We start from the raw sequence: 20,763 nt of genomic DNA, 5'->3' as shown, positions 1-20,763 counted from the left end.
TGAGGTCGAAACTGGGTAGAGTCTTGGGCCATGAGTTTCAGTGATCTGAAATCACTCGACAGCCTCATCCCGATCACGTGAACGGTCTGTTGAAAAGCCGCGCACGGCGCTGCGCCCGCCCTACAGCAGCGTATTGAGAAGCGCTTTTGCCGCTTTCAGGTCGGCCGTGTCGAAGCCTTCGGTAAAGCGATCGTAGACGGGCTGAAGCAGCGCGCGCGCCTCAGTGCGCCGGTTTTGACCGTACCACAGGCGCGCGAGGCTCGTGGCTGCGCGCAACTCCCACGACAGGGCGCCCTGCCGGTTCGCGGAGTCGAGCGCCTGCCGAAAGTGATCCTCGGCCATCGTCGCCTCGCCGGATGCTCCCCTCACCATCAAAAGCTCTCCTTTGCGGCGCAGGAGCTCCGGGATGATCCACAATTCCTCGGCGCGCTCCACACATTCCGTCGTCGCAGTCAGCGCATCGAGCGCGCCGTCAATTTCTCCTGCACAAGCCAAGGCCTCCGCTCGAACATCCATCAATGTGGCCAACCGCAGGAAGAAAGCGAACTCGGGCCCGCCAATCTCATCAAGGCTGGTGCGCAGCAACCCTAATCCCGTGGCGACATCGCCCCGTTTTATACTGAGCAAGCCCTGGTGGCAGCGGCCGTAGGCGTGCCACTGCACCAGCCCGTGCCTTCTCGAATGGTCGAGCAGCAGACGGATATAGAGTTCCGCCGTGGCCAGATCGCCGACCAACAGGGCAACCGGGCATCCGAAATACGTTAGCGCGAAGCATAGGTTTAACGCGTGATTGATGGCGCGAGCCCGGTCGATTGAGCTTTCGGCGGCGCGCATCGCCTGGTCCGCATAACCCAGCAGCCACAAGATCCGCGCAAAGTGGCCGCGCGCCCCTGCCAAATTATCAAACTGAAAGCGATCGAGGTCGGAGCGACGGTCAGACGGGACGTAATGAGCGAGCAGGCGCTCGAAACGGCGCCGCGCATTGAGGTGGTCACCCAGGAAGTGTTGCGACGCTCCCATAAGCCGCTCGCTGACAAACCGATCGTTCGAATCGTGTCGGGTCGCCGCCAGAGAAGTAAACCTTTCTGATACCCCTAGAGCTACGCGATGTCGGCCGCTGTAAGTGTGAAAAAACCAAAGGCTCCGGAGCGAACGCAGTTGGTACTCGGTATCGCCGAGGGACTCCGCGATTTCGAGAGTCCTAGCCAATATCTTGCCGAGTCTGGGCACAGCGGACCTGGCCCATACCATTGTCGCGCTCAGCGCCGTAAGCAGCCTCATCTCCCGGCGGGCATCATCGACCCCTCCGGCCGATAGCGCGGCGAGGGCCTGTTCGACCCGGCTGCGGCACTCGTCTAGTAACGACAAGTGCATCGATAACGGCACGGTGGCTGCCGTCAGGGCCACGCCGAGCGAAGCATTCCCGCTTGGCGAAAACGCCCAGTCAAGCGCGGCGCGTACATCGTCGATGCGCCAGGCGTAATCGGCTAGCCACTCGGCACTGGGCCGGCTCTCCCATTCGATATCCGCTCGTTCAAAGACATCCCGGTAATATTCGGCGTGACGGCGCGCCAGCGGTACGCGCTCGCCGCTTTCATCAAGCTTTTCGGAGGCGTAGGCGCGCGTTGTGTCGAGTAGGCGGTAACGCGCAACGGCTCCGCCCTCGGTCGTGACGAGCGATTTCGCCACCAGGCTGGCGAGGCTCTCGACCACAGGGGCCAACTCGGTCTCAGGGTCCGCCGCAACCGCGATTGTCGCCTGGAGACTGAAGGGGCCGACGAAGACCGCCAGCCGCCGCAGGATCACACGCTCAGGCTCGGTCAGCAGCTCGTAGCTCCAATCGAGCGTCGCCCGCAGGGTCTGGTGCCGCGGCAGGGCCGTGCGCTTTCCGCCGGTCAGCAGGCGGAAGCGATCGTCAAGGCGGGCGGCAAGCCCCTCGACACCGAGCGCGGAGGCGCGTGCCGCCGCCAGCTCGATCGCCAGTGGGATGCCGTCAAGGCGCCGGCAGGTCGCCGCGATCAACTCGGCGAGGGGTCGATCCGGCGCAAAACGCGGATCGGCGGCCCTCGCGCGCTCCAGGAACAGCCGGATTGCTCCATATTCGAAAATATCTTCGTGCTCGACATCCGCTGTCGGCACGGTCAACGGCGACACCGGGTAGACCCATTCGCCCTCGGCCTTGAGCAACTCACGGCTCGTAGCAAGGATGCGCAGCTCTGAGCCCGCCCCGAGCGCCGCCTCGGCCATGCTCGCGGCGATTTCGATGACGTGCTCGCAGGTGTCCAGCACCAGCAGCAATCGGCGCCCGGCAAGCCCCTGGGCCACACTCTGCACCGAAGCCTCACCGCCAAGCCTCAGGCCAACAGCAGCGGCAACCGCGACGGGAACCAGCTTGGGATCGGCAAGCGGCGAGAATTGCGCCAGCCACACGCCATCGGCAAAGTTCGTCCGCAGTTCGCGTGCAAGTTCGACGGCCAGCCGAGTCTTGCCGATGCCCCCGGGCCCAGTCAACGTGACGAACCGATGCGCGCCCATAAGGTTGACGACCTCGGCGAGCTCGTCATCTCGCCCGATCAGCTCCGAAACTGGCTCCGGCACATTAGTGGGAGCAAGCGCTCCCGATTCCGCCTCCCCCAGACCGACGCTGGCGCGCTCATCGCCGGCCACCGACAAAACCCGGATTTCCCCAATGAACTGGTAGCCACGTCCAGAGACTGTGCGGATCAGGTCGCGGTCCGGGCCCAAGGCAGCCCGCAACGCGGAGATATGAGATTGCAGATTATTTTCCTCGACGACCCGGCCGGACCATACCTGCTTTGTCAGCGCGTCCTTGGTGACTACCGCCCCGCGTGCCTCGATTAGTGCCATCAGGATATCGAATGCACGGCCGCCGAGCTTGATCGGCTTTCCGTCAGCAATCATTTCGCGGCGGTGCGGCAGCACCCGGTACCGCCGGAACCCAACGCTCGCCGGTAGGTCGGCAACCGCAATCATATTTGCGGATCTAGGGCGCGTTTGCGGAAAATCCAGATTTTTTTGCGGAAAGAATCACACGCGGTTCTATCTGGCTGACCACATGACTAGAAGATTCATCATGAAAACGGTAGGCGACGTCAATTACCAATTGGTGCGCGAGTTAGACCCCGTTTCCGCAAGGTCACCCGCTCCAGCTGCTTTTTTGAGCAGACGTGTGCAGACCTCGAAAGGAGAAGCATCGATGGGCTCCCGCATAACCAACCCAACCACGGGGGAAGTACTCGAGGAATTGAAGGTCCGTCCGGTCGCCGAGCGGGCCCGCATCGTCGGGCGCGCGGGCGAAATCCTCCGCGCGAAGCGGGAGGATCGCGACGACGAGGGAGTTGATTTCGGACGCTACCGCATCTTTCCGAGATTGCGCCTACTCCTGCGCGATGGTGTGAAAGTCGACATCGGCACGCGTGCCTTCGATGTGCTTTGGGTGCTGGTGCAGGCCGACGGCGAGCTGGTGTCGAAGGATCAACTTATCGATATCGTCTGGTCGAGGGTCGTCGTCGAAGAAAACAATCTTCAAGCCCAAATGTCGGCCATTAGGCGAGCGCTGGGCGCAGATCGCGACATGATCCGGACCGAGTTCGGACGCGGCTATCGACTGGTCGCAGAGAACCAAAAGACGCCTCATTCCAAAGCAGGAACGTCGGAGGTGAAGCGATTGACCCCGTCCAGCCCGCCTGTTCCCTTGACCTCCTTGCTCGGACGCGCGGCGGACCACCGCGAAATCGAGCGATTGTTCGACAAAAGCCGCCTCGTCACCATTACCGGCGCCGAAGGAGTTGGGAAAACAAGAATCGTTCTCGAGCTTGGACGGCGCTTGGGAGAACATTTCCAGGATGGTGTCCATTTGGCAGAGATGGCCAAGATCTCGGAAGACGAATTGGTTGGCCCAACCCTTGCGGGAGCACCACAGATCCCCTCCCCCCGACATCGAGCACACCGATCGGATCGACCCCGTGCTATCGGGTCGACAGATTCTCCTGGTCGTCGACAACTGCGGGCATCGCGATGGCGCTGAGACGGATGACGGTGTAAGGAACCCTGCGATCAGCGAGCCTCCCGGCAATCGGCGCGAACAGGACGCCGACTACGCCGAAAGGGCCCGCAATTTGCGCGTTCAAATGACCATTTGCATCGAGCTGCAACGCGAGAATGGTCCAAAGCGCGCTGAATGAACCGAAGAGACAACCTTGGATCAGTGCAGCACGCTGCAGAGTCGGCTCGCTCTGCCACAAAGTCACTGGCGACTTCAGAAGTTGGGTAACTGTCTCGGCTCTTGGAGCGGCTTCTCGGCAGGATCGCAGCCAGCAAGATGCCCGTCGCGATGGCAAATCGGCAGCCAAGCCAGAACATCGCGCGCCAACCGTAGTGGTCGCCAAATGGCCTCCAACAGCAACCCTTAATTGGCCGTGCCAGAGGCGGCGGCGCGTCGAGACTGATGCCCTTATGAGACCAGGCCATTGCATGCTCAGCAGCCTCGGCAAATTCCGCTTATTTCGCGATCAAGCCGGGCATTTTCCTGGCCAATCATCCTAGCCAGGGCGTTGTCCTTGGACCGGAGCTCATCGGCACCTATAATCTTGTTCTGGGTTGGTGGCAGATCGAGGAGCTCGTTGTCCTTCTCGATGCTCTTTTTGTCGAGCTGGACTTGATTGGCGTCTGTAACATCATCCTGGGTTGGTTGCCGATGACCGGCCGGAGCCTGCATATACCCATAGGCGGGCTGGCTTCGGGCGAACTTCCGAGCTTCAGCAGTGTGCACGACGACTGTCGACGCCGACACGATAATTATTCCAACGAAAATTGAGCGCATAGTTGGGGGCTCTCCTGGTTGAACCGTTGAGATTTAATAGGTGCTGCGGTCATTCCTCGTAGAGGAAATCTGTTTGCGTGCGACGCCTGTAGTTGCTGTCCTTGCAATGCCGTGATTTCTCGGCACGCCCGGACGGCCTCGCACGCCGCCGACGCTGTGTATGGTGATTTGCCGCTTCATTCCGCAGCCACCTGCACCTTGCTGCCCTCGACCAGACTAACCGGCGGATTGAGGATGACCCGATCTCCTGGCTTGACCCCGGTGTCCACTTCCACATGCGTGCCGAGATCGCGGGTCACTCTCACCTTGCGGATCTCCGCTTTGCCATTGTTGACCACCGCGACCTGCATGCCATTGCGGTTGAAGATCATGGCCTCGGCAGGCACCACGAGGGACGGTGTCTTGCGCGGAATCTTGAGCTCGATCATGCAGTAGACCCCGGACCGCAGCGCGCCGTCAGGATTTGGAAGGTCGATCTCGGTCAAGAGGGTGCGCGTACCGCTCTGCTGCGCATCGGCGATTCGAGTCACCTTGCCGGGGAACTCGCGACCCGGGAGCTCGGGCACGCGCACGACGGCGTCGACGTCCGGCGCCACGCCGAAGGCTGAGTCCTGCGGCACGTAGACCCAGACGCGGATCACGTTCTTCTGCATCATCTCGAACATGAAGGTGCCGCTGTTGACGTTGCCCTGAACCAGGCTCCCGACGTCGACGTTGCGCTGGGTGATGACGCCGTCGAACGGCGCCACGACCATGGCATATTCCCGGTCCTGGCGAAGGACCCTAAGCAGGTGCTCCTGCGCCGCGAGATTGGACTGCGCGACGTTGACCGCGGATTCGTATGCCTTGAGGGTTTGGACGTCCACCGTGCCCTGCTGCTGGGTCACCCATCCCTCCTTGACCAGCGGCCGGTCGCGGTCCCAGGTCACCTGGGCGAGCCTTAAGTTGGCCTGCGCCTGCTCCAGCGCCGCCTTGAGCTGAGTGAGCGTCGCCTCGTTCTGCGAAATCTGGTCATCGAGCTCGGGCACGGCGAGCTCTACCAGCAGTTCGCCCTGTTTGACGCTATCGCCGATATCGACATTGCGCTTGGCGATATAGCCGGTGGCACGGGCATAGATATTCGCGTCTGTGAATGCGGCCGTCGTCCCCGGCAAAACGACCGACACGATGCCGGGGTTTGCCTTGACCGTCGCGACACGCAGGCTGGGTACGAAATCACGTTCCCGCTCGGCAGTCGCCATCACGCGCTGATGCTGCGCGTAGTGGCGCGACGCGCCCATCGCGACTCCGGCGGTGAGCAATGAAAATGCCCCAAGCGCGGCCAAGGATCCGCCCCATCGGCGCCGGGCTTTCGGGCGAGGTTTCGGCGCCTTCTCCGTTTGGTGATCACCGGGCGGGCCGGCTCGATGATCGAGCGCTTCGTTTTCGTCTCGGGTAGGAACGTCATTCATTGGGGAGGTCCTCAAATACGCCTTGGGCCGGGACGCCGTCGTTGCGCTTGCGCAGCACGGCAAAGAGATACGGCACGATCAGCAGGGTGGTTGGGGTCGCAAACAAGAGGCCGCCGATCACCGCGCGCGCCAGCGCCGCGTTCTGCTCCTCGCCGGGGCCGCCGATCGCCATCGGGATCATGCCGACGATCATGGCCGCCGCCGTCATCAGCACCGGCCGCACCCGGGAGCGGCCCGCATCGAGCGCGGCCCGAAAAGCCGTCCGGCCGGCAAGCTGCTGCTCGCGCGCGAACGTCACGAGCAGGATGGAATTCGCCGAGGCGGTGCCGACCGCCATGATCGCGCCCATCAGGGAGGGGACACTGAGGGTCGTGCCGGTGATAAACAGCATCGTGACGATCCCGCACAAGGTCGCCGGCAGAGCCAGGATCACCACGAACGGATCGCCGAAGTTCTGATAGTTCACCACCATCAGGAAGTAGACCAGCACCGCCGCGAACATCAGCCCGATGCCGAGATCGCGGAAGGAGTCGTTCATGCTCTGGATCTGGCCAAGAACCTCGATGGTGTTGCCGGGTTTGAGCTCCTTCTGCAGCTCCGCCTTGATCTTGCTGATGTCGTCGGAGATGCTGCCGAGATCGCGGCCCTGCACGCTGGCGTAGATGTCTAACACGGGCTGGATGTTCGTCTGGTTCAGGTTGGTCGGCACGCTGGAGCGCTGCAGCGTCGCCACGTTGCTCAGCAGCCCCGGTATTGGCGGGCCGTTGGAGGCGATCGCGGTAGACACCGGCGTATTGCCCAGCTCGCCGAGCGAGCTCTCCTGATGCTCCGGTGTCTGGACTGCGAAGTAGTAGGGAATACCGTCTCCCTGATCAGTCCAGAAATTGGGGGAGACCTGTTCTGAGGAACTGAGGCTCGTGTTGAGGTCATTGGCGATCGTTTGCGCGTTGAGACCGAACTGAAGTGCGCGCGACCGGTCGATGCTGGCCATGAAGTCCGGTGCATCGAGCTCTTGCTGCAGATGAACATCGGTGACCCCCGGAACGGCCGCAATGCGCCGCCGCAACTCCTCCGCCACCTGCCGATTCGTGGCGCGGTCGGTGCCGACCACGCGAGCGTCGATCTGCGCCGGGAGCCCGAAATTGAGAACCTGGGTGATCATGTCGGCGGCCTGGAAATAGAATATGTCGGACGGAAACGCGGCTGGCAGCACTTCACGGAGCTTACGCACGTAATTTGCCGTTGGCGCATGTCCCTTCTTCAGCGACACCAGGATCACCCCGTCGTTGACGTTGATGGTCGACCCGTCGGTGAAGGCGAGGTTGTACGGTCGTTCCGGGACCCCGAAATCGTCGACGATGAGATCGCGTTCCCGCGCCGGGATGACCTCGCGGATCTTGTCTTCGATCTCCTGGAAGATGAGCTCCGTGTGTTCGATGCGCGTGTTGGCCGGGGCACGGACGTGAAGCTTGATCTGGCCGCCGTCGATCGCAGGGAAGAAGTCGCGGCCAACAAAGGTGAGCATGACGCCGCCCAGCGCAAGCATCAGCGCGGCGACGACGGGGACGATTCGGCGCCGTTTCAGGAGCATCGTCAGCGCGCGGAGATAGCCGCGGCGAAATCGCTCGAAAGCGTGGTCGAAGCCCTCGTGAAAGCGCGTAAACACATTGCCCGAGCCAGGCGTTGCGTCGTGATGTTCACCCTTGAGCAGCACCCCGATGATGACGGGCGTCAAGGTCCTCGACAGCGTATACGACGCAAGCATGGCGAACACCACGGCAAGCCCAAGCGGCGTGAACAGGAATTTCGCCGGCCCTTCCAGGAACACCACCGATGTGAACACGCAGCTGATCGCCAGCGTCGAGACCATGGTGGGGACCGCGATGCTGGCGGACCCGTACAGGGTTGCCGCCGCAAGGGGCATCCCTTCACCGCGCAGCCGGTGGGTGTTCTCGATCGTCACCGTCGAATCGTCGACGAGAATGCCGACCGCGAGCGCCATGCCGCCGAGGGTCATTGTGTTGAGCGTGTCGCCGAGAAAGTGCAAGACGACGATGGATGCCAGGATCGACAGCGGAATTGAGATCAAGACGATCAGGGTCGATCGCCATGAGCCGAGAAACAACAGAATCATCAGGCCGGTGAGCCCGGCCGCGATCGCCCCCTCGCGGAGGACGCCCACGATCGATGACGTGACCAGCTTCGATTGATCGAACAGCTCGGTGATGGTCAGCCCGGGCGGCGCTGCCTCACGCGCGATCTTCAGGACCTTGCGGACGCCGTTCACGACCGTGACCGTCGAGGCATTGCCGTTCTTGATGACGCCCAACAGCACCGAGCGACGCCCGTTTTGGCGAACGACGTTCTGCTGAACCGCCCAGCCGTCGTGCACCTGCCCGACATCCCGCAGAAACACGGTCTGCCCATTGACATATTTGACCGGAATGTCGTTGAGATCGGCGATGGCCGTAGGCATCGCATTGGTGCGCACCGGGTATTGCGTGTCGCCGATCTTGGCGAGACCCGACGGCAATGTCAGGCTCTGGGCGTTGACCGCGTTCACCACGTCCGACGGAGTCAGGCCCGTGGCCTGGAGCTTGACCGGGTCGATATCGACCATGATCTGCCGGAATTTGCCCCCATCCGGAGTCGGCATGGTCACGCCGTGCACCGGGGCGAGCTGCTGGCGCAGGTTGTACAATCCGTAATCGTAGAGCTGCTGTTCATTGAGGCGGTCGGAGCTCAGGCTGAGCTGCAGCACCGGAACGCTCGAGGCATTGAACTCCACCACGATCGGTGGGTTTATGCCGGCGGGCAGCAAGGCACGGATCGAATTTGTTGCCGAGACGACCTGGGCGATGGCCAGATCGATGCTAACGTCCGGCTGGAAAAAGATCTTCTGGACATTGAGGCCGTTGAGGGTCTGCGCCTCGATGTTCTTGATGCCGTTGACGTTCGCGCTGATCGCGTACTGGCTATAGGTGCTGACCCGCTGCTCCATCTCGGGCGAGGTCAGGCCGGTGTACTGCCAGATTATCGACACCACCGGAATGTTGATCTCCGGGAAGATGTCCTCCGGCATGACCATAATGGACGAGACGCCCAGGAACACAATCAGCGCAGCCAGGATGTAGAACGTGTACGGAAATTTCAGCGCAAAGCGAACGATACCCATTGATTTGCCTCACATCGCTAAGAGAATTGAAGGCTTGGACTTTGAAAGTCGCGACCGCTCCGGCCACATGCTGGGCGATCAAGGAGATGTCGACTACGCCAGGTCCACGCTTGTAGCCGCCAAGACAAGAGTCACGCTTCGCCCTATCAATTGCGAAGATGGCGCCTGAAGAAACGCGGATGCTGGCGGGTCGAAGGATTTCTTGTGCATGGAATCGCGGCTCCTGACGATATTGGTTCCGTCCGATCCTGCGTTGTTTCAAACTCAATTTCTTTGGCGAAGCGCTTCAGAGATCTGAAATATTTCTTTGAAATGCATCCAGGTGGCAGTCTCGGGTTACTATCGGTCTCGGGTTGGGGAAATCGGGGTGACCGTGGTGACGGACGGGAACGGAACGCACCGCTCGACGATCAATTCGTATTGAAGGCTACACGCGAAGAGGTTGCTTCCCGAAAGCGCGTAACCGACTGAACACGATCTTTATGAGCGGGTGTATGTAGGCACAAGATCAGAGAGGCGGTCGCGGATGCATCCAGTGCTGCTGCAGAAAGTCCACGAAGGCGCGCACCTTCGGCAGAAGCAGGCGGTTGCGCAGGGTTAGGATGCTCAATGGTGTGGACGGCCGCTGATAAGCCTCGAGCACAATCCTGAGCCGCCGGTCAGCGAGAAAATGCGTAACCTGCCAGGACGGCACTCGGACAAGCCCGGCCCCTGCCAAAGCCGCACTGACCAACGTATCGAAGTCGTTGGCGCAAAGCCGGGTTGGAATGTGCAGAGATCTTCGCACCGCGCCGTCCTGGAAACTCCATTCCGCTACGCCCGGTACATCGCCGAAGGCCAGGCAGTCGTGCTCGACCAGGTCGTCCGGCGTCGCCGGCTCGCCGCGCCGGCGCAGATATTCCGGCGCGGCGCAGACGACAAGCTGGACATCGTCGAGCTTGCGGACAATCAGGTCTGAGTCTTCCAGCGGTCCAATGCGAAGGGCAACATCGATACCTTCGTCGGCGAGACGTACCGGCCGATCCACCAGCATCAGATCGATAGAGACCTGAGTCTGCTCCGCCAGATAGCCGGGCAGCATTGGCGCCAAGCGCAACCGACCGAGCAGCGAAGGAGCGCTCACATGCAACCGGCCGGACGCGATTCCCCTCTGCGCCGTGAGGCCGCGTTCCGCCTCGGCGACCTCCTCCAAAATCTGTTTCGCCCGTTCGTAGTAGAGTAGACCGGACTCCGTCAGCGAGAGATGGCGCGTCGTCCTCTCGACAAGCGTAGTGCCCAGGAACTTTTCGAGTGCGATGAGCTGGCGGCTGACGGAGGTCAAGGAAAGACCCAGCTGACGGCCTGCGGCTGACAGATTCCCCGCATCCGCAATCCTGACGAACACTCGCATCGCCGCGAACTTATCCATGGGCGGATTATCGCGAAAAACGGGAAGATGTCCCGCCAAATCTCCCGATACTCACCAAAACAGGGAGACTCTATATGTCTGTCGTTGGATGACAAACAGAGGAGCTAGCGATGAAGATATGCGTATTCGGCGCCGGGGCGATCGGCGGCTACATGGCTGGGGAGCTCGCATTGGCGGGCCATGAAGTTTGCGCAATTGCCCGCGGTGCGCACCTGGCGGCCATTCGGAGCCACGGGCTCAAGTTAATCGTGGAGGGACAGATGCGCACGGTAGACTTGCCGGCAAGCGACGACCCCGCGGCGTTTGACCCGCAGGATGTCGTGATCTGCGCGCTGAAGGCGCAGCAGGCCCACGCCAGCGCGGGCGCGTTCGCTCCGCTCCTCGGTCCGCGCACCGCCGTTCTCACAGCGATGAACGGCATTCCCTGGTGGTATTTCTACAAGGAGCGCGGCCCGCTGGACGGCCATCATTTGGAAAGCGTCGATCCCGGCGGCGCGCAATGGAACGCGATTGGACCGGAGCGCGCCATCGGCTGCGTCGTCGATCCCGCCTGCGAGGTCGTGGCGCCCGGCGTGATCGAACATCGCCTGTTCAAGCGCTTCACCATCGGCGAGCCCGACGGCTCCACCTCGGAACGCATCGTGGCCCTGCGCGATGCGCTGGTTTCGGCCGGATTCGATGTGCCGATCCGCGAAACCATCCGCTGGAACATCTGGCTCAAGCTCTGGGGCAACGTCTGCTTCAATCCGATCAGCGCTCTTACTCTCGCGACCCTCGATCGCGTCACCTCCGAGCCCGGCCTCCGCGCCCTATGCAAGTCCATGATGGCCGAAGCCCAGGCGATAACAGCATCGCTCGGTCTCACCATTCCGGAGGAAATGATGGAGCGGCGGCTGAATGCAGCCGGTTCCGTCGTCGGTCACAAAATTTCGATGCTGCAAGATCTCGAACGAGGCCGATCCCTGGAGATCGATGCACTCGTCACCGCCGTCCAGGAAATGGGCCGCCTCGTCAAGGTCGCAACACCGACGATCGATACCGTGCTTGCGTTGGTACAGGAACGTGGCCGGCAGGCTGCACTCTACGGCAACGATGCCCCGCTAAGCTCGGGCTTTCCTGCACCAAACCTGACGCGGCTCCACGCATAGGCCGAGTCTCGACCTTTGGCAGCGAGCGGCGCGGCCTTTAAGCGAAAGCCCCGACTCGAAAGCAGGCGGCCTTATGTTGGACATCAGAACGGCGAGTCACCGTTCATTCAGCACGGGCGACACAGACAAAGCGTCGTTCATCCAAATACTAATGTTCAGGCCGCCCCCGTCAGGCGTGAAATCCTGACATTCGATCTTCGCATTGGGGATTTCCATGTCGGCTAGTTCTGTTCTGTCCTTCAGTGCCGAGCGGTAGCACTGACGGGATGCTGATTCCAGCTTTGTTAAGTCGGCTCCCGTTACCGCTTTGCCTGCCTTCGCGAGTAGCCCGAACCACTCGTTCGGCGGAAAGCCGCCCTCATCCCACGTCAGGGAAATGCCGGCATGCCGATGACCCGTGCAGCTCAGCACACTTTTGGGATTTCTGAAGAACACGTCTTCGCCTGAAGGCGAATAGTGGTCGAAACTTTCATCGGTCGCTTCAAGGAGACGCGCGATAATCCCCTTGCACTCGGCCGAGTCAGCAGCTCTTTCGATCGGGGCCGCAAATGCCGATGTAGTTCCAAACACCAAAAGAATAGCAATCGCGGTGCCGCAAAGCCTCATCAAACTTTCCTTTCAACCTTCGTCAGAACGCAGAATCGTTGTGCCTATCACAACAGTAATTGGACTTTCCGCCTGATCGCCTGCAAAGCCGACAGCGCCACGGCTAAATGAAGCTGCCGCCTATGTTCCCGACTGCGCGCGCTTCGCCTCTACCTGTGCGTTCGCGTATGCCTTCAACAAGACTATGCTCGCCCAGCCATTATCGTCGACCTTTGCGACGCGGCAGCGTTTATTGACATGCCCGACGGCCGCACCCGGCTATTGAAGGCTTGGACTTTGAAAATCGCGACCGCTCCGGCCACATGCGGGCCGAGGAGATGACGACGACGCCAGGTCCACGCTTGTGGCCGCATTGAGTCACGCCTCGCCCGATGAATTGCGATGATGGCGCTTGACGGAATGCGGATGCCGGCGGGTCGAGGAACTTCTTGTGCATGGATCGCGGCTCCCAACGCTATTGGTTATGCCTGATCCCGCGCTGGTTCAAACTCGACTTCTTTGGGGAAGCGTTTCAGATATCTGAATATATCTTTGAAATTCCGGATGGCAGTCTCGTATGGCCGGCCATCCCATTCCAGAGAAAAATCGAAGCGCCGTTGATCTGCACGGCGCTGCTACTAAGCCGTTTGATGCTCGCATCTTTGAAATACATTCTCCGGATTGCGATTCCGAAAAACTCGATCGCAATTCCGAGTTGCGAAGGTTCGACACGGATACGAATGAGATCGGCGGCTCGAATTCCTCTCGACAATGGCATGCCTTAGCGGCGGCAGCTGATTTGAAGCAACTCGTCGTTCAACGCGAATGCACCAGCGCCTGCTGGTTTCAGACGGCTGAAAATTCAATTTAGTGGTGTCGATGGATTGCGAACCCACATCAGCTTCGTCGATCACCTCTTGCTTACGCAGTTCGGAGAACAAAAATGCTGATTCACCTGCCGATCATTATTCTGACTTCCCTGCACCCCACGCTTATCGCGGATGTCGTGCCGAAATTCGATATCGCGCGGGAGTGCCAGTTCGAAATCGGCTCGAAGGTGGAGCTGAATAGCTGCGTGACCCGTGAGACGCAAGCGCGCGTGAAACTTCAAACGGAATGGAAACAATTTACTCCCAGCGAAAAAAGCATCTGTAACCGGCAAGTCGGCGGAGACGGCAGGCACGGCATTTCCAGTTATCGCGAATTGCAGGCCTGCCTCAGCCACTCCGTTACCTACATGGCTGGTCCGATTGCTTCCGGCTGGAGCGGTTGCCGGGTGGGGCTTGCACCCACTGGAAAGCGCCGCCTTTGCACGGCGCACACCCAACCCGGACATTGACCCCCAGCCCGAGATCGCACGTACACCATCGCGCAGTTGAGAGAAACTGAAACGGTTCTGCTCGAAGCTCGCCAGCAGGATCCAGAGTTTTCTGCAAGGCTTCGAAACCAAAAAAGCCGCGACATTTGGTGGGCAAAGAGCCGGGCCGAAGAAGCTTACGCAATTCTGCTGTTTGCCAAGCACGCCGGCATCGGCGACGACAGCATGCGATGAAGACGATTGTTTGAGCACCGCGGCTCTGCGAGCCGTGAACAACCTGCCGGACTTGTATCGGGCTTACGAAGAATTTAATCGAACAATCAAGCCGGGATTCCCACGTCTTCGCTTGTCCAAACGCAAGGAGAAATCCATGAAACTGACGACCATCGCACTGGCACTTGCTTTTACGCTCCCGGCGACGTTCGCCTTGGCGCAAGCCCCGATGAACCTGCCAGGAACTCAGTACCGCACCACAGGCGTCATGGTCAGCCTGCCAGGAACTGAGTTACCCACCACAGGCGTCACGGTCGGCCAGACAGGCCATATCGCCACCAGACCCATGAACATCTCCGGGAACACGCTGGGTCCCATCGCAGTCGCAGCTGATCCCAGCGGATCGACACTGACTCCCATCGCAGTCGCGACTGATCCAAGCGGATCGACACTGACTCCGTCGGCTCTGATGCCCGGCCGTACCACAGGCGTCACGGTCGGCCAGACAGGCCCTATCGCCATCAGACCCATGAACATCTCCGGGAACACGCTGGGTCCCATCGCAGTCGCAGCTGATCCAAGCGGATCGACACTGACTCCCTCGGCTCTGATGCGCGGCCGTTGAAACAAAAGAAGCCCCGCATCTCGCGGGGCTTTTTTTCGCGAATTGATCGCCGGCAATGACGAGGCAATCGACCTAGATGTTGGGGCGAGAACCGCGTCGGCTCTACAGCCTATCGCGCTCTGAGCCGACACGGGGAACTCTTCGGATAGACGCTGCGAGGATCAACAATGAACTCGCCTTCCATGCGCCCGAGCAGACAAGGCGCGCAGATTATTTCGGAGCGCATTGTCGCCCACACGACACCGCCGTCTTCGCGAAGCTTGGTGTACTCTTTTTTTATCTCATGCGGGTCAGCGGTGCAGTAGACCCCAAACTTTTCCGCGATGTGCAGGCTTAGGAGCGGTTCGCCGCAGAACGTTTATCTGCTGCCGCAACGTCCAAATTTCAGCCTCGAGCGCTGCCCGCGACCGAAACAGATCTGCGACCACCCAAACAATGAGCCCTGACAAGATCTCTCATCCCATAACAGCATCGCCCGATTCTCGATCAACCGCTAGTCAGATTGAGTTTGCGACAGGGACAGGCGTTGCTGAGGCACGTGCCGCTCGACATTGACATTAACGAGAAGGCGCCAGGAGGCCCCTCCGACAGGAGATTGCGATGAGAATTCAGGAAGGGCAAATCATCGCGGTCGTAAAACTTACGCGCAGCGCGGGACCTCGAGAGCGCCATTGCGCATACTCTCGCACTAAACCGGCCGCGCCTTAATCCGCCGCGGCGTGATTGTCGCCCTCGCCCCTGACGATCCGTCCCAGCAGTAAACTGCTGTTGTGGAAGCCCTGAAGGTCCGCTTTGCGCCAAAACCCGACGTTCCATAACCGCCCATTACGCGAATCGAACCTTGCAATGCTCCACTGCGCCCGAGCGGTTTATTTAATCACCGTATATTTGCTAAGGCTCCAGCGAGGTTTTTGTCCCGATCCTTTAGAATGTCCCGTTTCCTACCAGAACAAAAGCTCCCCATTCTGCAGGATGGGCAAAGTAAGGATGCGATGGCGAGCTTCTCACCTCATTCATCGCTTGACGCAAGGCCTCCGCCCTTACCAGAGGCTGCGACTCCGTTGAGCGAGCAAGTATCCGAAAGGTGTTCTCTAAAGTCGCGACTGCGGCGTCCGAATACACGGGCCACGACGATACAAGGAGAGACCGGGCGCCGGCATAAAAGAACACCTTCGCAAGTCCGGAAAGGGGAACTCCATTTTCTGTGCCGCCGGCCCCGGTATTGCAGGCTGACAGGATTACCCAGTCTGCATCTAGTCTCAGATCTGCGATTTCTGACGCGGTGAGCAGCCCATCGTCATCGTCCGTCGCCTTGGCCGGAGGCGTGAGCAGCAAAGCAGCCTCCGATCCGGAGCCTGCTTGCCCCGGAAGAAACCCGTGCGTCGCGAAATGCACTATCCGGTAGTTGGAAAGTTCATTTTTACGACTTAAAGCCTTCACAACGCCCTCGGTCGCCCGCTCCCCGAGAAATATGTCAGCGTTGGACGCATCTAAATCACGTCCAACCTCACAAACTTCGTCAGCGGTCTCCGGTAACGGACGCAAATATCTCAGAGAGTCGGGGTCGAGCTTAGATGCATTAGCTGCGTCACGCTTGACTGTCTTGAGCCGCGGTGAAGCCGCCTGAGCGACGTGAGGACCTAGTGTTCGCGGCGAGCCCCTAAGAACGACGCTCCATGGAAACCGCGCGGGACGTGATGTCCGCTGTTCTCCCCGAAAGCGGACGTGGGTCGGAGCGTGCGGGATGTCCGCTTTGTGCCAGAAAGCGACATTGCCTCTCACTTATCCGCCAGACACGCCCAGCGGCAGCGGCCGTTTTACGGGGTCAACGCGCTCCCAATCCAAAAAATCGATCTGGTCGAACGCGCGGCGCGGCTCATTGAGGAACAACACGAGCCGCAGGCCATCAGTCAAATAGTGCTCGCCGGTGAGATTTACCCGTGGATCGGGCATGGACGACGCGCCTACGCCTCGGACAAAGCCAAAGCGTGAAACAGCCCCGGACAGGAACAAGTCCTGCATCAGATAGAAGCGGTCCTGATCCACTTCCGGACTAATAACGTGGGTCGTCAGATACCAGGATTGTGTGGTCAGCTTGATGCCGATGTCGCGGCTGATTTGGCCAACCCACACCTGAAGTCCGTCAATGGTGAACGGTGCCAGCCAGAGCCGTAGATGATTGCGCAGGCTGACGGTGTCGCGCGCTTTCTGCAGCGCGACATCCTGCTGGCGCCCAAAAACATATAGCGGGCTGACCGGCGCGTTGAAATATTCGCTGCCAAACAAGAAGGCCCGAATAGTCCGGTAAACGCTGTGGAGGTCGAACGGCTCGTCAAGCCTCCAGCCTCGCTCGATGAAGGCAAATAGCGCGTCAATGCCGCGCCCAACGACTACGATATTGAGCGGATCACCGTTGGTATTAGCGGCCTTGTTGGTCGTGCAACAGCGCAACTGCGCCAGCTTTTCGCGCAGTGTCGCAAGATCGACGGCCTCGATTGTACCGGGCGAATAAATGGTTCCAAAGTCGGTTTTCTGGATCGCGTATGAGCGGCCGCCGACCGGCAGCACGAACCTGAACCGAAGCATCTGCCTATCGGTCTCGAACCCGACCTCAAGCAGCTTCAAACCGCCTTCGCGGTGCGTGAAGACGAACCCGGCAGCGGTCTGTTTTTGCGGAATCACATCCGGCACCGGGGTTCGCGCCGCTACCGCTGCGATCGATGCATTGGTACTGCCCGACCACCACCAGACGCGAAGTAACCGTTCGACTTCCGGGGCCGAGAAATAATTCGGGTCGGTGACGATCGGCAGAAAGCGCAGCCGCAAATCGCTGGCGTTATCTACGCTCAGCCAAACGACTTGGATGCCATGGTCAGCCAGTGATGCGCCGAAATATCGTTCACTTTCGTCGTCGGTCAGCACCGCAGCGCGAACGGTGACCGCTCCCTGCTGGCGAACCTCAGCGCGGGACATAAAGGGCTGCTCCGCTGTCAGGTCAGGGTCAGCGCCGCTGGAACGATTGAACGCGGCGAACAGTGCAAGCAGCACCACAGTTATGAACGGCCCACGCCAGTTCTTCGTCATGTGTCAATCCGATGCGGCCAATTTAGGCCAACACAGGTTCGGAATATCGCAGTGTGCTCCCATTGATCCAGGTCAACGTGGTTGCGCTTACGATCCTGCCTGGGTCGTAACCGGACTCTTGTCAGACGTCCGCCCTATGGCCGCTTGGTCAGACTCGGACCTGACGGCCCCGAAATCCGACTTCCGTTCTACCCCCGAGACCGGACATCGCCGACCAGGCCGGCCATGTCAGTTTCGTGCCAAAAGCGGAAGCACTCGATTGGACAATTATACTTCCGTTTAGCCATATGCGCGGTCTTCACGGTGCGCAATGGTCTCGATCATCTGATCTGAAACGGATCACAGAAGATCAGGTTACCACGGCAGAATTCGCTAAGCGGCGCTGTGACGCACATGGAAGGTGAACCACTTCACGTTCGCGAGTCCTTTGCTTCGACTAACATTTTCAAGTGATCGGTGGTGACGCACACGCCAGGTTCATTTAGCTGGTTGGGGCAACCGGATGCACGATCAAAGCGCTACCCCCAAGCCATTGGTCGACGAGCTGCTGGAGCTGAAAGACTGGGGCCGCGACCTGCGAATAGATGCCTGCCGAGGCATCGCATTGTGGTGGATATTTCTTGATCATATTCCCAACAACATCGGAAGTTGGCTGACGCCGCGGAACTACGGCTTCAGCGATGCCGCGGAAGTATTCATGTTCATCTCGGGTGTAACCTGTGCGCTGGCCTACGGCAAGGCATGGCGCTGCGAGGGCTGGACCGGAGTGATTGGCCGGACGCTGCGGCGAAGCTGGGATATTTATGTCGCATTTCTGCTGCTGACGCTCGCGAGCGCCATCTTGATTCACCTCGTAGGCGGCGGCCCTTCCGCTGACGCGAGCAATACGCGCATTCTGCTGGATCAGCCGGGCGCGACGCTCGCGCGCGCGGCGATCTTGCAATACCGTCCAGTCAACACCGACGTCTTACCCATCTTCGTGCTTCTTCACCTGTTGTTCGCGCCGCTGCTGTGGCTGCTGCTGCGGGTGCCGAACCTGACGCTTGGCGCCTCGGTGGCGCTCTATGTGCTGGTGCATTTCTTCGGCTGGACCGTCCCGGCGTGGCCGAACAGCCACTGGGCCTTCAATCCGATGGCCTGGCAGTTGCTGGTTGTGCTTGGCGCGTGGTGGATCATCGAGGGCAACAAGGTCCAGCCGTGGGTGAGGTCACGCGCGGCGCTTGTCCTCGCAGTCCTCTATCTGCTCTTCAGCCTGATCACCGCACTGAGCTGGCGCATCAAGCCGCTGGAAGCACTGATCCCGCAAATGCTGGCATATCTGCTCTACCCATTGGACAAATCGAATCTCGACCCCTTGCGACTGCTGCATTTTCTGGCAATAGCCGTTTTGGCGGCATGGTTGGTTCCTCGCAACTGGCGAGCGCTGGAGACGCCCGTGATGCGCGGCGCGATCCGCTGCGGCCAGAACTCGCTACCTATTTATTGCCTTAGCGTTTTGCTGGCTTTCGTTAGCCACATGGCGCTGCTCGACATCTCGAACGGGCTTGCGATGCAGATCGCGTTAAGTGTTGGTGGCATCATAGCGATGATCGTGAGCGCAACGCTGCTGAACCTGATCAGCATCAAACCCAGGCAGCATCCGGCAAGAAACAGCTCGCCCTGAGTGAAAATCAGGCGACAACAACGATGTCTCAATCCGCTCGCCGATAATGTCGCTTGGGTCATTCGGTCGTTTCCGCGATTGTCGGCTGTGAGTTCGCGGTAGGGACGCGAGTTACCCCGCGCCCCCCGCACAGATCCGTGCGAGCCCAATTCGGGCACACGGCTCCCACCTCGGGTGTGTAACGGCGCGTCGTGATATTCTCACGAAATTCCGTATGCGCTTCAGCGCCTGTGACACGGTTCCCCGGTACTGTGCCCGGCCCGTGCTTTGCTGTCTCACATTCCCCTCGGCCCCCGCCCTTGGCTCCACCAACTCCGCAGCCGGTTGCCCGGCCTTGTTCGTCGGCTTCACAGCTACTATGGCGGGGTCAGACTTCTCATGATCGTACATCATCGGCTACGGCTCCTCGCCTTCCCGACACGGACCAGCGCTACACGCATGTGGCGCTGGCCGACCATGAGATCTCCCGGTTCCCGAGCAAAGAGCGTCCGCACATGCCAGTGTCTACGACCACGCCGGGCCGTCTGGGCGCTCGCACTATCGCGCCCATCCGTATTGCCTTCCGTCAGCGGAACGACGTCGGCACCCAGGATGAGGGTACTATCGCGGCTCAATGGCTGGCCTATGCGCTCCCCTGTCAACGCTTCGCCGATGCCCTCGCGGGCATCTGCGCATGACTCGGGGTCGATGCGGGTCGCTACTCCTTCATCGTGATGGACTTGCACCATCTACTCCTTGCCGGTCTCCCGGCGCACTCCGCTTTGCCCCCAAGAACCGACATCGTCAGCTAGATCGGCCACGTCCGAAAAGTGCCAAGAGCGGACATCTATACCAGCCCGCGCCAACGTCGCCGCAATTGCGTGGGCGCACAATTTAATCAATTTGCGATCTATGGTCGGCCAACATTGAAAATGTTTTAGTTTACTTGTTCGCCAAACTGGACGGACCCAATATGACTTGGTTTTCGATTTTTGTCGCATTGCTCGTGTTCCTTGCCCTCAGAATAGCTCGGCGGAAAGGAAGTGATCTGGACCCGATATTGTGGAAATGGTTCGTCCGGTTGATCTGGCTCGTCAGTTTCACCGTTTTTCAGGCTCTTGAACTCCAGCGATATCTCGAAGGCTTGTCCTATCGTCCATTCTTTGGGCTTTACGCCGGTGTTCTGTGTGCTGCCGTAGTTTGGTTATTAGTGAATTTATTAGCCAACGTTAGTCGGCGGCACCGAAGTCCGACATCGCACTAGTCCGCAG

General features: G+C 60.1%; 15 protein-coding genes. 6 read left to right on the top strand and 9 right to left on the bottom strand.

Annotated features, from left to right (window positions below; all coding sequences use genetic code 11):
- Positions 1–120: 120 nt before the first annotated feature.
- Positions 121–2,994 carry an ATP-binding protein gene (locus B5527_RS09765; protein WP_079601096.1) on the bottom strand — a complete coding sequence of 958 codons (2,874 nt, stop codon included), beginning with the start codon at positions 2,992–2,994 and terminating at the stop codon, positions 121–123.
- 100 nt (positions 2,995–3,094) lie between these two features.
- On the opposite strand from B5527_RS09765, the gene B5527_RS09760 reads away from it, so the two are divergent.
- Positions 3,095–4,048 carry a winged helix-turn-helix domain-containing protein gene (locus tag B5527_RS09760; RefSeq protein ID WP_172842524.1) on the top strand — a complete coding sequence of 318 codons (954 nt, stop codon included), beginning with the start codon at positions 3,095–3,097 and terminating at the stop codon, positions 4,046–4,048.
- 450 nt (positions 4,049–4,498) lie between these two features.
- Here B5527_RS09760 and B5527_RS09755 read toward each other — a convergent pair whose 3' ends face one another.
- From B5527_RS09755 to B5527_RS09740, 4 genes are all read right to left on the bottom strand, one after another.
- Positions 4,499–4,843, bottom strand: a complete 345-nt coding sequence (locus B5527_RS09755) for a hypothetical protein (protein WP_079601094.1) — start codon at positions 4,841–4,843, stop codon at positions 4,499–4,501.
- Positions 4,844–5,019: 176 nt separating this feature from the next.
- Positions 5,020–6,168 carry an efflux RND transporter periplasmic adaptor subunit gene (locus B5527_RS09750; protein ID WP_245332560.1) on the bottom strand — a complete coding sequence of 383 codons (1,149 nt, stop codon included), beginning with the start codon at positions 6,166–6,168 and terminating at the stop codon, positions 5,020–5,022.
- A gap of 118 nt (positions 6,169–6,286) precedes the next feature.
- Positions 6,287–9,469 carry an efflux RND transporter permease subunit gene (locus B5527_RS09745; protein WP_079601092.1) on the bottom strand — a complete coding sequence of 1,061 codons (3,183 nt, stop codon included), beginning with the start codon at positions 9,467–9,469 and terminating at the stop codon, positions 6,287–6,289.
- A 508-nt stretch (positions 9,470–9,977) separates the two neighbouring features.
- Entirely contained in the window at positions 9,978–10,877 is a 900-nt protein-coding gene (locus B5527_RS09740) for a LysR family transcriptional regulator (RefSeq protein ID WP_079601091.1), read from the bottom strand.
- Between the two features lie 110 nt (positions 10,878–10,987).
- Between B5527_RS09740 and B5527_RS09735 the strand changes: the two genes are divergently transcribed.
- Positions 10,988–12,025, top strand: a complete 1,038-nt coding sequence (locus B5527_RS09735; RefSeq protein ID WP_079601090.1) for a 2-dehydropantoate 2-reductase — start codon at positions 10,988–10,990, stop codon at positions 12,023–12,025.
- Positions 12,026–12,121: 96 nt separating this feature from the next.
- Here B5527_RS09735 and B5527_RS09730 read toward each other — a convergent pair whose 3' ends face one another.
- Positions 12,122–12,631: a hypothetical protein gene (locus B5527_RS09730; RefSeq protein ID WP_079601089.1), complete on the bottom strand. Its 510-nt coding sequence runs from the start codon at positions 12,629–12,631 to the stop codon at positions 12,122–12,124.
- A 556-nt stretch (positions 12,632–13,187) separates the two neighbouring features.
- Here B5527_RS09730 and B5527_RS43675 point away from each other — a divergent pair.
- The 3 genes from B5527_RS43675 (at position 13,188) to B5527_RS43670 (ending at position 14,162) form a co-directional block, all read left to right on the top strand.
- Positions 13,188–13,481 (top strand): hypothetical protein, encoded by a 294-nt coding sequence (locus tag B5527_RS43675; protein WP_154072128.1) that lies wholly within the window; start codon positions 13,188–13,190, stop codon positions 13,479–13,481.
- A 72-nt stretch (positions 13,482–13,553) separates the two neighbouring features.
- The gene (locus tag B5527_RS09720; RefSeq protein WP_079601087.1) at positions 13,554–13,949 is read left to right on the top strand and encodes a hypothetical protein; all 396 of its coding nucleotides are present in this window, start codon (positions 13,554–13,556) and stop codon (positions 13,947–13,949) included.
- A gap of 36 nt (positions 13,950–13,985) precedes the next feature.
- The gene (locus tag B5527_RS43670; RefSeq protein WP_154072127.1) at positions 13,986–14,162 is read left to right on the top strand and encodes a hypothetical protein; all 177 of its coding nucleotides are present in this window, start codon (positions 13,986–13,988) and stop codon (positions 14,160–14,162) included.
- A 225-nt stretch (positions 14,163–14,387) separates the two neighbouring features.
- Here the strand turns inward: B5527_RS43670 and B5527_RS43665 are convergent, their stop codons facing one another.
- The 3 genes from B5527_RS43665 to B5527_RS09700 all read right to left on the bottom strand — a co-directional run bounded on the left by B5527_RS43665 (position 14,388) and on the right by B5527_RS09700 (position 17,850).
- Positions 14,388–14,672: a hypothetical protein gene (locus B5527_RS43665; RefSeq protein WP_154072126.1), complete on the bottom strand. Its 285-nt coding sequence runs from the start codon at positions 14,670–14,672 to the stop codon at positions 14,388–14,390.
- Between the two features lie 1,018 nt (positions 14,673–15,690).
- Entirely contained in the window at positions 15,691–16,548 is an 858-nt protein-coding gene (locus tag B5527_RS47580) for a CHAT domain-containing protein (RefSeq protein ID WP_079601084.1), read from the bottom strand.
- Positions 16,549–17,850, bottom strand: a complete 1,302-nt coding sequence (locus B5527_RS09700) for an LssY C-terminal domain-containing protein (protein WP_079601083.1) — start codon at positions 17,848–17,850, stop codon at positions 16,549–16,551.
- Positions 17,851–18,352: 502 nt separating this feature from the next.
- Here B5527_RS09700 and B5527_RS09695 point away from each other — a divergent pair.
- Positions 18,353–19,513, top strand: coding sequence for an OpgC domain-containing protein (locus B5527_RS09695; protein WP_079601082.1), 1,161 nt, complete (start codon positions 18,353–18,355; stop codon positions 19,511–19,513).
- The last annotated feature ends 1,250 nt before the right edge of the window (positions 19,514–20,763 follow it).

The sequence above is a fragment of the Bradyrhizobium erythrophlei genome (genome assembly GCF_900129425.1).
Taxonomy (GTDB): Bacteria; Pseudomonadota; Alphaproteobacteria; order Rhizobiales; family Xanthobacteraceae; genus Bradyrhizobium; species Bradyrhizobium erythrophlei_C.
Note: the sequence above shows the minus strand (reverse complement) of the source record. Positions and strands in the feature narration are given on the sequence as shown.